15 protein-coding genes and 1 pseudogene are annotated in these 12592 nt (G+C 46.3%); 3 read left to right on the top strand and 13 right to left on the bottom strand.

Going from position 1 to position 12592, the window contains the following annotated elements; translation table 11 throughout:
• Positions 1 to 265: 265 nt before the first annotated feature.
• The 4 genes and pseudogenes from BV11031_RS20615 to spsA all read right to left on the bottom strand — a co-directional run bounded on the left by BV11031_RS20615 (position 266) and on the right by spsA (position 3555).
• Positions 266 to 1135, bottom strand: coding sequence for a GNAT family N-acetyltransferase (locus BV11031_RS20615; protein ID WP_010329006.1), 870 nt, complete (start codon positions 1133 to 1135; stop codon positions 266 to 268).
• Positions 1136 to 1228: 93 nt separating this feature from the next.
• Positions 1229 to 1333, bottom strand: a pseudogene (locus tag BV11031_RS23425) (hypothetical protein); the annotation flags it as partial.
• Between the two features lie 22 nt (positions 1334 to 1355).
• Positions 1356 to 2780, bottom strand: a complete 1425-nt coding sequence (locus BV11031_RS20605; RefSeq protein ID WP_010329008.1) for a CDP-glycerol glycerophosphotransferase family protein — start codon at positions 2778 to 2780, stop codon at positions 1356 to 1358.
• 4 nt (positions 2781 to 2784) lie between these two features.
• Positions 2785 to 3555 (bottom strand): spore coat dTDP-glycosyltransferase SpsA, encoded by a 771-nt coding sequence (spsA, locus tag BV11031_RS20600; RefSeq protein WP_010329009.1) that lies wholly within the window; start codon positions 3553 to 3555, stop codon positions 2785 to 2787.
• A 319-nt stretch (positions 3556 to 3874) separates the two neighbouring features.
• Between spsA and gerQ the strand changes: the two genes are divergently transcribed.
• Complete coding sequence (gene gerQ / locus BV11031_RS20595) at positions 3875 to 4408, top strand: spore coat protein GerQ (RefSeq protein WP_010329010.1); 534 nt, start codon at positions 3875 to 3877, stop codon at positions 4406 to 4408.
• 42 nt (positions 4409 to 4450) lie between these two features.
• Here the strand turns inward: gerQ and BV11031_RS20590 are convergent, their stop codons facing one another.
• The 3 genes from BV11031_RS20590 to BV11031_RS20580 form a co-directional block, all read right to left on the bottom strand.
• On the bottom strand, positions 4451 to 4822 hold the full coding sequence (locus tag BV11031_RS20590; RefSeq protein ID WP_010329011.1) for a DUF423 domain-containing protein: 372 nt from the start codon (positions 4820 to 4822) through the stop codon (positions 4451 to 4453).
• Positions 4823 to 4883: 61 nt separating this feature from the next.
• Positions 4884 to 6209 (bottom strand): purine/pyrimidine permease, encoded by a 1326-nt coding sequence (locus tag BV11031_RS20585; protein WP_010329012.1) that lies wholly within the window; start codon positions 6207 to 6209, stop codon positions 4884 to 4886.
• A gap of 20 nt (positions 6210 to 6229) precedes the next feature.
• Positions 6230 to 6547, bottom strand: coding sequence for a YwdI family protein (locus tag BV11031_RS20580; protein WP_010329013.1), 318 nt, complete (start codon positions 6545 to 6547; stop codon positions 6230 to 6232).
• A 167-nt stretch (positions 6548 to 6714) separates the two neighbouring features.
• On the opposite strand from BV11031_RS20580, the gene BV11031_RS20575 reads away from it, so the two are divergent.
• Positions 6715 to 8085, top strand: a complete 1371-nt coding sequence (locus BV11031_RS20575) for an aldehyde dehydrogenase (protein ID WP_010329015.1) — start codon at positions 6715 to 6717, stop codon at positions 8083 to 8085.
• A gap of 25 nt (positions 8086 to 8110) precedes the next feature.
• On the opposite strand, the gene BV11031_RS20570 is transcribed toward BV11031_RS20575, so the two are convergent.
• The 5 genes from BV11031_RS20570 to BV11031_RS20550 form a co-directional block, all read right to left on the bottom strand.
• Entirely contained in the window at positions 8111 to 8788 is a 678-nt protein-coding gene (locus BV11031_RS20570; RefSeq protein WP_010329016.1) for a uracil-DNA glycosylase, read from the bottom strand.
• Between the two features lie 14 nt (positions 8789 to 8802).
• On the bottom strand, positions 8803 to 9609 hold the full coding sequence (locus BV11031_RS20565) for a glycosyltransferase family 2 protein (RefSeq protein WP_010329017.1): 807 nt from the start codon (positions 9607 to 9609) through the stop codon (positions 8803 to 8805).
• Positions 9610 to 9698: 89 nt separating this feature from the next.
• Positions 9699 to 10232, bottom strand: a complete 534-nt coding sequence (locus BV11031_RS20560; protein WP_010329018.1) for a hypothetical protein — start codon at positions 10230 to 10232, stop codon at positions 9699 to 9701.
• A gap of 47 nt (positions 10233 to 10279) precedes the next feature.
• Positions 10280 to 10915 carry a permease prefix domain 1-containing protein gene (locus BV11031_RS20555; RefSeq protein ID WP_010329019.1) on the bottom strand — a complete coding sequence of 212 codons (636 nt, stop codon included), beginning with the start codon at positions 10913 to 10915 and terminating at the stop codon, positions 10280 to 10282.
• Positions 10908 to 11246 (bottom strand): PadR family transcriptional regulator, encoded by a 339-nt coding sequence (locus BV11031_RS20550; protein WP_010329020.1) that lies wholly within the window; start codon positions 11244 to 11246, stop codon positions 10908 to 10910. Before BV11031_RS20550 ends, BV11031_RS20555 begins: the two co-directional genes overlap by 8 nt.
• 143 nt (positions 11247 to 11389) lie before the next feature.
• On the opposite strand from BV11031_RS20550, the gene BV11031_RS20545 reads away from it, so the two are divergent.
• On the top strand, positions 11390 to 12205 hold the full coding sequence (locus tag BV11031_RS20545; protein ID WP_010329021.1) for a bifunctional hydroxymethylpyrimidine kinase/phosphomethylpyrimidine kinase: 816 nt from the start codon (positions 11390 to 11392) through the stop codon (positions 12203 to 12205).
• Positions 12206 to 12295: 90 nt separating this feature from the next.
• On the opposite strand, the gene BV11031_RS20540 is transcribed toward BV11031_RS20545, so the two are convergent.
• The gene (locus tag BV11031_RS20540) at positions 12296 to 12544 is read right to left on the bottom strand and encodes a hypothetical protein (protein WP_010329022.1); all 249 of its coding nucleotides are present in this window, start codon (positions 12542 to 12544) and stop codon (positions 12296 to 12298) included.
• Positions 12545 to 12592: the final 48 nt, after the last annotated feature.

Genomic DNA, 12592 nt, shown 5'->3' with positions numbered 1-12592 from the left:
ATAAGGATGTTTTCTGATCATGCCCCCTGCTTCGGATATCCTGTAATTTCCGTTCACTATGTCACTTCAAAGAGTCCGATTCTTGCACTGTTTCCGCTTTTATTTTCCTTCATAGATCATCGGGCACACCGAGAACTTAAACAACAACAGATCAGGCTTCTAGCTTTTTATTTCCCAGAAAATAAATACATGCTGCTGCATTCATCAGCGCAAAGCCCTGGCCATTCACTTTTGCCAAGGTTTTATTCGCAATCTAAAACACTCATTATTTCGCTTCCTTGTTCGGCCAAATATGATAATCGTAATAAGATTGCTCAGCTGTAAAGCCCATTCTCTCGAAAAGGCGAATCGCCCTTACATTGTGAAGCTGCGTCCCCACTGTTACCGTTTTATGCTTCTGGGTTTCAAGGTGTTCTATGACATTCGCCAATAAATGAAACCCGATTCGCCTACCTTCAAACCCTGGCTTCACCGCCATCAGATCGAGAATACATTCATCACCTTTTGACAAGCCTTGAATATAGCCGATGATCTCTCCATTGTACTTAGCGGCAACATTGACAGCCGCCCTTCCATTGAGATTGTTTCTTGTCCACTCCTGATAGATCTTGTTTGCTGCTTCGCGGCTGAGAAGAGGATCTTGAAAATATTTGCTTTTTGCAAACGAGTCTCTGGCCAGCTCACATATCGCTTCTGTGTCTTCAGGCTCAGGCGGGCCAAGTTCAAAAAATGGCGGTGTTTTGTCATAGAAAGACGGGGGTTTCGCCATCTTAAGAAAACTGCCGACAAAGTAAGAGGATGGTTGCTGCTGTATCACATGCACGGCACCGATATCTTCAGCTGGAACACGAACAGAGATCAAATCGGTTTCATCCATTTGGCGTACAGAATAAAAGGATCGAAAAAGCTTCTTCAATTGCCCGGTGCGGTTTGCCGCAAGAAGTTTGACATTCATCACTTTCTTCTGAAGCATCTGGCTTTCCCACAGAGAATCTTCGTAAAGCAAGACGCCTTGGAGCCTGCTGTTTTCAAAAAGGCCGAGCGAAAATTGATATGGAACGTCCAGAGTCAGCTTCCTGCTTTGAAGAAATTCGCCAATCACTTCTGGGGAGATATTCTCTTTTACCGTATACACTTAACCAGCCCCTTTTACGATATCCCGCGCAGTTTCAAGGACATCCTGTGCACCTTCGCCTGAGAGCGGGAGTGACAGAAACTTGAATGGCTTGCCTATGGAGAGCCATCCCGATTCAAGCATTTCTGTAACCTCCTGATTTTCTTCCTTGCCGATGAACGTCAATGAGTAAGGAAGAAAAAGATGTCTCTTTTTCATAATTCGTTGTACTCCTATCATTTTATTCAGTATCTTCCCGCCTGTAATCAACTCCCGTTTTGGCTTTCAATTGCGCAAATAAAGCGTTTGTTGATTCTGCCACCGGGTAATTAGCCGCTATGAATGCCTGACGCGCCTCTTCTGCTTTTTGATGCACGGTGGGACTTTGCAGAACCGCCACCAAGGTCCGCACCAGTTTATCCGGCTGATCTAACATAAAATGTCCAAGAGACTCATAATACGGGTATGTGCGGTTTCCGGATGATTTCCCGATCAGCGCAGGCTTTTGAAACAGCATGGCTTCAAGTCCGACCGTTGAGGTTTGCGTCACCGCGGCGTCAGCATACGGCAGCAAATCATACAGGTCCAGCTCCTTTTTGATAACTCTGCATGCTTTATGTTTTTTCGCCGCAGCATGATACAGATCGAGTTTGTTTTTTCCGATTTCCCAAGGATGTGGTTTGATGATGATTTGCAGCTGCTTCTGATCGGCAAGCCCTTCTAGCACACCGGAATAAAAATCTTCCGAAAAAGGCTGAGTCGCGATGAGCACGATTTTTTTAGTCGGATGAAAAGCAAGTTTTCGATAAAATGCGGACATGTCGATAGGGGTTCTGTTAAAAATCTGATCGAAGCGGGGGTGTCCCGTGACGAGAATCTGCTCAGGTTTGCAGCCTTTTCGTTTGTACCAATCCGCTTCATAAGCGCCAAAAACAGCCTGATAGGTTGTAAAAACAGGAATAAAGGCTTCATCTCCCATCAATGCGCCATGCTGAAGACAAATGCTGACGGCTTCTCTCCTGTGACACATAAGAGCGAGCACCCTGCTGTAAATATCTTCTGCCGTTCCAACGACAACGGCTGAAATCTCCTCCTGCTCAAACAGCGCATCAACCGTATCAATGGCTTCCATAAATAAAGGTATATCTTTGAAAAGCCGGTCGCGAAACGCTTGATCACCGAATGCCGGGTGGTCATCAAAAGGTGCGAGAATCGAACAGGCTGTTTCGAGATATTGCTTCGGATCGCCTTTTTTGCATGATTCCGCAATCTCACGCTTGCTTATCACAGGCAGATCACAATAATCAGGCAAACTCCACCGGGCCAAAATAGCTGTTTTTTCAGGATCAAACTGATAGTAATTTTCGTTTGTAAAACGCAGATAATCATAGTGCAAAATGACTTTTCCCTTACCTGGTTTGTTATTTGTTTGGGCTATACTGCGTATTTTTTCTTCAAAAAACGGCTGAATCTGCCCTTCGTCGATATGCTGATCCACCGGCCCGAATAACTCTGGTTCTTCTTCCATCATCACTCGCAGCTCAGGGCTGATGTATTGATAAAAGTTACTGATAAGCCCTAGCGGAATCCCCTTATAGCACAGTCTGTCAAAAAGCTCCACATACTTCCGGTACAGCACCCAATAATTGCTTAAATAGGCCGACAAGCTCTCACCCCATTCCAAGCTTTTTTAATGATTCACGCAGCTCGCGGCAATTGCGCTGCGGGGGAAGGTTCCGTACAAATTCATTTTTTTCTGCTTCAAACAGCTGAAAGTGAATCGATTGGTCGGTAATATAATTCAGATCCAGCTCCTCAGCCAGCGGGTGAAATGGATAAAAATGATTGACCCTCCAAAAGAACCGGGCATCACCAATCCGGTAAAACGCCGGGCTTTCATCCCAATAGGAGCCAAATTTCTCCTTTACCTTTTCAAGCACAGAATACCTGTGCATCACCGAGCAATGGTCGATGGCGCACGGCGCATTCCACGTCACGTTAACGGCCGGCCTGACAGTTTCTTTTACAATGTCGCGATCCTCGTTTAAGTGATAGGTTTTGGAGGCTGAGTAAATCACAGCCTTTTCAGGATGAGCATTGAGCTCCCGAACCATTTTGAGGAGCCGGTCCGGCATATAAATGTTGTCATCCGTCGCATAGGTGATATATTCACCTTCCGCCATCTCAATGGCCTGATTGATCAGCGCCGCGTATCTCGTTTTTTCCGTTCTTTCTTTTACTTCAGATACATCGCTTTGATAAAAACGCACTCGGTTATCATTCAAAAAAGGACGGATTGCATTTAGCGTCTCTTCATTGGAGTTGTCATCCATAATAAACAGTTCAAAGTCTGTAAACGTTTGTGAGAGTATGCTGGAAATGGACTTTGCCACATAATCGCTTTTGTTATAACTCGTCATAATGACAGATACTTTCGGCAAATCCTACACCTCCTTGTTGAAACTTCACACCTGAAACTAACGTTATCTTATGTTGCTTATACGCAAGTTGCGCTAGGGATACAAACCAATATGCGAAAAGTTTGTGTATTTCTATGAAAAACAGCGGCCGCCCAGACTGAAATCCGGCCCGTCTGCTGTTCTTTTTCAGCATATTCCAAGCATCAGCCTCATAAGGTGAAAGAGATAAAAATCGCACCAGCGACTAAGATCGTTTTCCATCGGAGGTGAGTCATCGCGGAGCGTTCATCTATACATCCGGAACTTGTTTTGAGTGGTTTTCATAAAAAGGAGGAACGATATGAAACCGAAAAAAAATCAATATCAGCAAATGCAGGGATTTGATAACATGCAGGGGTATCAGCCTCAGTACGGCGCAAATCCGTACCCGCAGCAAGGCCAAGGCGGACAAATGCAGACGATGGGAATGCAGCCCATGATGCCAATGCAGCAGGGACAGCAAGGACAGCAGGGCTTCGGATTCCCGGGCCAGCAGGGCGGCGGGTTCCAAATCCCATCGGGCCCGACACCGTCGGCGCCGGGCCAAAGCATTCCCGGCATGCTGCCTGTTGAGGAATCATACATTGAGAACATTTTACGGCTAAACCGGGGAAAAACGGCCACTATTTATATGACATTTGAAAACAGCAAGGAATGGGGCTCAAAGATCTTTCGCGGCGTTATCGAGGCAGCGGGCCGGGATCACATTATCCTTAGCGACCCGAAATCAGGAACACGCTACCTGCTTCTGACCATTTATCTCGATTACATCACATTTGACGAAGAAATTGCGTATACGTATCCGTATTCCATGGCATCCTATTCCCCTAGATAAAGTAAAAGCCAATCACTCATATGATGAGGATTGGCTTTTTTATTATAGATATTTAACGGCTGTGACAACGATCATAATCCAAGAAATAATAAACGCCACACCGCCGAGCGGGGTAATCGCCCCTAGAATGGAGACTTGCGTTAAACTGAGAATATATAAGCTTCCGGAAAACAGCACAATTCCCGCGAACATCAGCCAGCCGGCTGCCGTGACACTGCCGATGCCGGATAATTTATCAGCCAGGAAGGCAACAACGAAAAGCCCAAGGGCGTGATACATATGATACTGCACGCCTGTGTGCCAAACCTGAAGATATTTATCAGGAATTTTCCCTTCTAAACCGTGAGCGCCAAATGCCCCGAGCCCCACGGCAAGCAGGGCATTAATGGCACCTAATATGATAAACAATTTCATCTATCTCTCCCGCCTTTTCGTTAATCTCATATCCTTAATCTTATCGCACCTATACTAAAATTCAATGCTTGTTCTCCGATGACACGAGATTGTCGGATTTTCTCCTGCGCCGCCAAAGCTGGAACTGGTCTGCCGCTATTGCTGCAAGCGTTCCTAATACAAGCCCGTTGCTTAACAGCGAAATAAATACCGGGTGCAAACCTTTTAAGGCCGTTTCAGGAACAAACATGATACCGACCCCTGTCAGCAGTGAGGTGCCGATCACAGACCGCACCCTTTTCAGTTCCGCTTTCTCATACGAATCAAATTCTGCAAGGGCCAGACCGCCCATCGCGGAAAACACGACAAAGTTTACCGCAAAGCCAACGGGTGACGGCAGGCTCGCAAACGCATTCATAAAAAACGGGATCACGCTGATGAAGACAACAAGAATACTGCCGAGCATAAACGGTTTTTTAGACGGCATTTTCGTCGTCTCAATAAAACCTGCTGCTCCCGAAATCGGGACTGGGGCAATAGCTCCCGTCAAACCGCTCAGCAGATGGCTGAATGAGGCGGCAAAACCGGCATGGCGTTCATGATGGTGTCCATCCGGCTGTTTGCCGAATTTCCTCACAGCAATGTCCACAACCTTCATGCTCGCCAGCATATTTACGATCAGCAGGATGGTAATAAAAATGGAGGTGATAATCAGACCGCTATTAAATAATGGTTTGCCAAAAGGAAACAAGGAAGGCAGCTGAAACAGCCGATCCGGCATTTCCATCGGCTTTGCCGCTCCGGCAGCCGCAAAAAGCAGCCACCCGCCGAACAGGGCCAATAAAATCGAATATTGCTTAAAAAACGAAATGGTTGAATTGGTCATCATAAAGGCGGCGGCAACGACTACAAGGGCCAGACCAAATACTAAGCCGTCCACACCGTCCTTTCGGTAGCCGATTCCGAGAATTCCTTTTATAATGGGCTGGCTCAGCTGCATGACTAGCAGCAATAAATAGACACCTGTTACAACCGGGGTAAATAATGCTGCAAGCCGGTCAATGACCTTGAAGATGCTTAACAAAAAGAAACATACAGCGCTTACAAGAAGAGCTCCCTGCAAACCGCGCAGTGTATCCCCATATGTTGCAAAAACAGTTCCCGTCAGCCCGCCGTAGATCGTATACACTCCCCACCACAAGCCGGCGGGGCTCTCATTGATCGGCAGTCTGTGGCCTTTCACACACTGAATGACGGCGGCAATTCCCAATACAAAAAAGGTGCTTTGGATCAACCTCGCAGAAGCTGAGTGATCCAGATGAAACGACTGGGCAACCGCCACCGGAACAACAATCGCCGCAGCAATGATAAACGCTGTCCATTGCAGCGCGCCAAGAATCAACTTCACATGAGCTCAACCTTTCTCAATTAAAAATCAAATAAAGACTCTCCGTTTCCGTCCTCTTCCTGCTTCTCTTTTTCCTGCTTTCGATATTTGTTTAATCCCGCGCTTCCCATCATTTTTTCCATCATCAGCTGATCTGTCGATGGCGGCGCGGCAGGGCTCGGCGTGCTGCTCGGCTGGATGCGGGGCGCACTCGCTGTCTCCGGCTGATCCAGCACGACATCACACAAAGAACGGACAACCGCTACCGAGCGCTTCAGCTCCTCATCTAGCTCAGCCGTCTTCGCTTTTTTGAGCTCCTCTTCCATTTTTTGAATCAAAGCAGATATATGAATGTTCATCAAGAACCCTCCAAGAAATATTTATCGTCTTCCTGCATTTTATCAAATTCCCGCCATAAACGCAGATATGAGTTTGTGATTTTTTCTGACAACATTACGTATTTGACAAGCAAAAGAGATTTTTCACATAATAAGTCACCATACCTAATAAAAAAAGGAGAAACGGAATGAACAGCATCCCCTCTATCGTCAGCAAGCAGAAAGCCTACTTTGCGGCAGGGCATACGAGACCTCTCGAATCGAGACTGGACATGTTGCAGAAGCTGAAACAAGCCATCAAAACACATGAAGCCGATCTCATAGCCGCTCTCTATCAGGATCTCCACAAAAACGAACAAGAAGCATACACAACAGAAATCGGAATCGTGTTGAAGGAAATCAGCTTTGTGATGAAACGGCTCAGAAAATGGGCCAAGCCGAAACGAGTCAAAACGCCGCTGACTCATCTAGGCTCGAAAAGCATCATCATCCCTGAATCGTACGGTACCGTGTTGGTGATTGCGCCTTGGAACTATCCGCTGCAGCTCGCGCTTTCACCCTTGATTGGAGCTATTGCCGCCGGGAACACGGCTGTTCTCAAACCGTCGGAGTATACGCCGGCTGTTTCCGCTGTTCTTTCCAACCTCATCAGCAGCGTTTTTCCGTGTGATTATGTCGCGATGGCAGAAGGCGGGCCCGACGTCAGCACAGCGTTATTACAGCAGCCCTTTGACCATATTTTCTTTACCGGCAGTGTTGCCGTTGGAAAAATCGTCATGGAAGCCGCCTCCAAACAATTAATTCCGGTTACCTTGGAGCTCGGCGGCAAAAGCCCCTGCATTGTCCATAAGGATGCTGATATACAGCTTGCCGCCAAACGCATTGTCTTCGGGAAATTCACAAATGCGGGACAAACCTGTATCGCACCGGATTATGTAGTTGTCCATGAAGACATCAAAACAAAGCTCACAGAAGAAATGAAGCGTGTGATCAGTGAATTTTTTGGCACTCAGCCTGAACAAAATCCGCAGTACGGCAAAATCGTCAGTGAACGCCACTATCAGCGGCTGCTCGATTTTCTGAATGATGGCGTCCCGCTCACAGGCGGACAGTCTGATCCTGTCAATCACAAAATAGCGCCGACGATTCTTGATCAAGTGAAGGATGACTCTCCAGTGATGCAGGAGGAAATTTTCGGGCCGATTCTTCCGCTGTTTACTTATGGCGATATCGATGAAGCCATTGAGAAAGTCCAATCACGCCCAAAGCCGCTCGCTCTGTATGTTTTCACCACAAACAAAGAAATCGAGCGGGCTGTTTTAGAAAACCTGTCGTTTGGCGGCGGCTGTGTCAATGATACATTAATGCACGTCGCGACACCGTATTTGCCTTTCGGAGGCGTCGGGGAAAGCGGCATCGGCAGCTATCACGGCTTTGACAGCTTCAACACATTTACGCACAAAAAAAGCGTCGTCAAACAAACGAACCGCTTTGACTTCGCTTTCCGTTATCCTTCTTCCAAAAACGGGCTGCGGATGATTCGGAAAATACTCAAGTAAAAAAGCGCAGATGATCTGCGCTTTTTTATAAGTCCTTTATACACCAATCAATCGGAGCCTCTCCCATTTTCTCCAAGCACGCATTCGCCCGAGAAAACGGCCTGCTTCCGAAAAATCCGTTTCTTGCCGAAAACGGGCTCGGATGCGTCGATTCAATGATAACATGCTTGGACGTGTCGATCCGTTCTTTTTTCATTTGGGCATGCCGGCCCCACAACATAAAGACAACCGGGCGCTCTCTTTCATTCAGTACATCAATCACCCGGTCAGTCAGACGCTCCCAGCCTTTTCCTTTATGGGAATTCGCCTGTCCGCGCCTGACGGTCAGCACAGTATTCAGCAAGAGAACCCCTTGCTTTGCCCAGCTGACGAGCGACCCGTGATTTGGAATGCTGCATCCGATGTCCTCCTGCAGCTCAAGAAAGATATTTCTTAATGAAGGCGGCTGCTTCACACCCGGCTTTACGGAGAAGCTTAAACCTTGAGCCTGTCCTGGCCCGTGATACGGATCTTGGCCGAGAATGACCACCTTGACATCATCATATGGCGTATAATGCAACGCATTAAAAATATCCCCGCTGTCCGGATAAACTGTTTGCTCCGCGTATTCCCGCTTCAGCATGTCTCTGAGCTCTTGATAATACGGTTTCTCAAACTCTTCCTTCAGCTGATCCCACCAGCTGTCTTCTAACATCTGTTTCAAGATTCAGGCCTCCCTTACGAACGATGAAGTCTGGAATAGACAGGCTTGCCATCCCACACAATTTCACTTTGTGCTTCCCGTCTTTTCATCTCAGGCTCTTCAAGCAAGACGGCAAAGTTTTTCGTCGGCAGTTCCCCGAGTCCGTGCTTTTCACTTAAACGATCCAAATATTGTTTCCGCTTGGCGCCAAGGTCCGCGGACTGATTGTCTCCCGCGTCACTGAAGGCATAAATCACACTGGCGCAAGGGACACGCTTCACCCGGTATTCCTTGGCCGCGCGCAAATAAAAATCCCAGTCCCAATAATTGTGCACATCAGCATCGAAATACCCGATTTCATCATGGAGAAAACGTCTGTACATGCTGCCCGACGGCACGTATGTAGAAAACACTCTCATATCCTCAAAGTCCGCGGTATAAGCAAACAGCTTCCGCGACACTGGATATCTTGTTCCGTTTTTCTCTTCAAACGAGACAATTTCCGCATCGGAATGAACGAAATCTGCCGTTTCTATTTCCTTCGCCATTCTCTCCACATGCCCCGGCGTAAAGAAATCATCGTCATCACAAAGCATAATGCAATCGCCAGACACCTCTTTTACCCCGGCATTTCTCGCAGCCACATGCCCCGAGTTCTTTTCTAAATTGATGACAGCAATCGGCAGCTCCGGATATAGCGCTTTGACCGGCACGACCGATTCCCCGGCATCATTCACAATAATCACTTCATACGGCTTCAAGGTCTGCTGCGAAATCGACTCCAGAAGCTCACACAAAGCCGGAATCCGATTATAGGTCACAATTACGATAGAAATCTTCATGATGCTCTCCTTCTCATTTTCATAGTCATGTACTATTAAAACATATATTGGACGGGAGATCAGTGGGAATATCCTACTGAAACAGCAAATTAGAATGAGAGAAACAGTAATGTGGCACCGATCAAAAGCATCAAGATCAGTACCAAATCTCCTAATACATGAAAGAGATCTTTTAGGCGGACACCATTCGGAAGGATCAGATGCCATAGCTTAGATTGATAGACCGGCAGCAGCATAAGCGCATAAGAAAGACACAAAAATGTAAAAGCCGGCGGAACAAAAGCACAGCCTGTATCGTCCCAATTCAACACAATGTCTTTCATACTGGATCCATCCAAGAAAAACAAAGATATCATGAAGGCCAGCAACACAAAGGAGCCCAATTGAACCTCAAACAGGCGCATTTTCTGGTTATATGCAAAACGGATTGCCAAAAACCAAATATAAGCATATGAACATAACAGCATAAGAATGGCACCGGCTGTAAAGACGACATCAGGCAGCCAATCAAGCAAAAAAACAAAAGGCAAGCTGGCTAACATAGCCAAGAGCATGCAGCAGCCAGTAAACAAAAATACTGCCCCATGAATGACAAAACCATATAAACAAGAACTAATCCTCACGACATAACCTCCTACTACATAGAATTTCTATGTATACACCTAAAAAATCAGGCAAGCTGACGCCTGCCAATATAACAGCCCATTCGTCCAAATAACGGAAATAACAGCGTTGCACAAGCACAAGTTCCGACAAACCAAGGTGTCAGTAAGGATTGAAACAGCGCAGCAGGGATCACATGAAATAGAAAAACAAGCATAAAAATGACGTTTGGCACCATGCAGATCAAAATCGTATGTAAAACAAGCTGTTCTCCGCGTTTTCCAAACTCCCTCACCCCTTGATACCCAATCAGCACCCAGTAGATCATATACCCAGCTAAGATTAGCCACATAGAAACAGAAATGCCTTTCCATATAGCATGAACAATAGGCGATTCAAAACAGACATACATCATTGTAATGGCGATACCGACAGCGAATAGTGCGCTGTTACAGAAAAGATGGAACATCAAAAATGCACGGAACGTTACCGGCTGTTCTTTTTTAAACGAAGAAACAATGTCAGATGGTGTACCAAACGACTGCATTAAAGTCTGCATCGCCTCCTCCTCACTCTTCCCTTGCTGAAAAGAGTGGAACATATGATATTCAATATGGCTCTCCATTTCTTCTATGATCGTCTCGCCTTCAGGAAGCCCTTTAAGCCCATTTTTCATTTCAGATAAATATGTTTCTTTATCCATTCTGCCCGCCCCGCTTCAGCATTCGGTTCATCATAGCGGAAAATATACTCCATTCCTTCGTGCGTTCCGCAAGCACCTCTTTGCCTTCATCTGTAATCCGGTAATATTTACGGTCCGGCCCTTTCTCCTGCTTCTCCCAATAGGAAGAAATAAACCCTTGACGTTCAAGCTTGTGAAGAGAAGGATACAAGGTCCCTTCTTTCATCTGCAGTTCATTTCCGCTGCGGCTTCCCATTTCTTTTACAAGCTCATAGCCGTACATCGGCCGATCGTTCAGAAGCGTCAATATCAAAATCACAGTACTGCCCTTCACCAGCTCACGATTTAACATCACAAAACCCCTACCTAGTTTTCTTATGTAGCATTTTACGAAAGCTCATTGGTATTGTCAAATGATTCCTATAGGTCTTCTATATTGTGATACAGAGAAAATCTAACTATAATGAAAGATAAAACATGATGGAGGTTCAAGACATGTCTATGCATAAAGCACTCACCATTGCCGGCTCAGATTCCAGCGGCGGTGCTGGGATTCAAGCTGATTTAAAAACATTTCAAGAGAAAAACGTATACGGGATGACTGCCTTAACGGTGATCGTTGCGATGGACCCGAACAACAGCTGGGACCATCAGGTATTCCCGATCGATATTGATACAATCCGCGCCCAGCTTGCAACGATTACGGACGGCATCGGAGTGGACGCCATGAAAACAGGAATGCTGCCAACCGTTGATATTATCGAGCTTGCGGCAAAAACGATCAAAGAAAAACAATTAAAAAATGTGGTCATTGACCCCGTTATGGTTTGCAAAGGAGCAAATGAAGTCCTTTATCCGGAGCACGCCCAAGCCCTGCGCGAGCAATTAGCGCCGCTAGCCACTGTCATTACACCGAATTTGTTTGAAGCCAGCCAGCTCAGCGGCATGGATGAATTAAAAACAGTTGACGATATGATCGAAGCCGCGAAAAAAATTCACGCACTCGGCGCTCAATATGTCGTGATTACAGGCGGAGGCAAACTCAAACACGAAAAAGCCGTTGATGTTCTCTATGACGGAGAAAAAGCGGAGGTTCTTGAAAGCGATATGATCGATACACCTTATACACATGGCGCAGGCTGTACCTTCTCAGCTGCCGTGACAGCGGAGCTCGCCAAAGGTGCGGAAGTCAAAGAAGCCATTTACGCAGCGAAAGAATTCATTACCGCTGCCATTAAAGAATCCTTCCCGCTCAACCAGTATGTTGGACCTACGAAGCATTCCGCACATCGTATGGATCAATCATCATAAACAACATCGGCTGCCTTCCAGAGAGGCAGCCTTTTTTATATGATCGATCACTTTTCACAGAAAAAACTGCCGATACCATCGGCAGCCTGTTTATTTGATTTTTAAGTTGTTCGCTGATTTCCTCAAAAACGTTTCTATCGACTGAACAAAAAGTGCATATTCCTTCATTTGCTCATATGCCCGTGAAAGAACTTCCGCTGTTTCACTGTGCGGTGAGGTCCCGCCAAGCATTTTTTTCAGCTGCAGCAGCACATCCTTATATTCTTCCCGCTTATCTTCAACTTGGTCCGCAGCCTTTTCCAAACATTCCGGTGTTATCTTCTGTTCATGTATATTCAAGAAAACAACTCCTTTTACAGAAAAAAATAGTAGGTTATCGTTGAAGAA

Origin of the sequence: Bacillus vallismortis (assembly GCF_004116955.1) — a bacterium.
Taxonomy (GTDB): domain Bacteria; phylum Bacillota; class Bacilli; order Bacillales; family Bacillaceae; genus Bacillus; species Bacillus vallismortis.
This window is presented reverse-complemented; position numbering and strand designations above follow the sequence as displayed.

What these genes read in the sequence shown, in the direction of transcription:
- BV11031_RS20565 (WP_010329017.1), bottom strand. Translation starts at nt 9,609, where the DNA reads ATGAAGATTTCTATCGTAATTGTGACCTATAATCGGATTCCGGCTTTG.
- BV11031_RS20545 (WP_010329021.1), top strand. Translation starts at nt 11,390, where the DNA reads ATGTCTATGCATAAAGCACTCACCATTGCCGGCTCAGATTCCAGCGGC.
- gerQ (WP_010329010.1), top strand. Translation starts at nt 3,875, where the DNA reads ATGAAACCGAAAAAAAATCAATATCAGCAAATGCAGGGATTTGATAAC.
- BV11031_RS20575 (WP_010329015.1), top strand. Translation starts at nt 6,715, where the DNA reads ATGAACAGCATCCCCTCTATCGTCAGCAAGCAGAAAGCCTACTTTGCG.
- BV11031_RS20590 (WP_010329011.1), bottom strand. Translation starts at nt 4,822, where the DNA reads ATGAAATTGTTTATCATATTAGGTGCCATTAATGCCCTGCTTGCCGTG.
- BV11031_RS20550 (WP_010329020.1), bottom strand. Translation starts at nt 11,246, where the DNA reads ATGTTAAATCGTGAGCTGGTGAAGGGCAGTACTGTGATTTTGATATTG.
- BV11031_RS20555 (WP_010329019.1), bottom strand. Translation starts at nt 10,915, where the DNA reads ATGGATAAAGAAACATATTTATCTGAAATGAAAAATGGGCTTAAAGGG.
- BV11031_RS20580 (WP_010329013.1), bottom strand. Translation starts at nt 6,547, where the DNA reads ATGAACATTCATATATCTGCTTTGATTCAAAAAATGGAAGAGGAGCTC.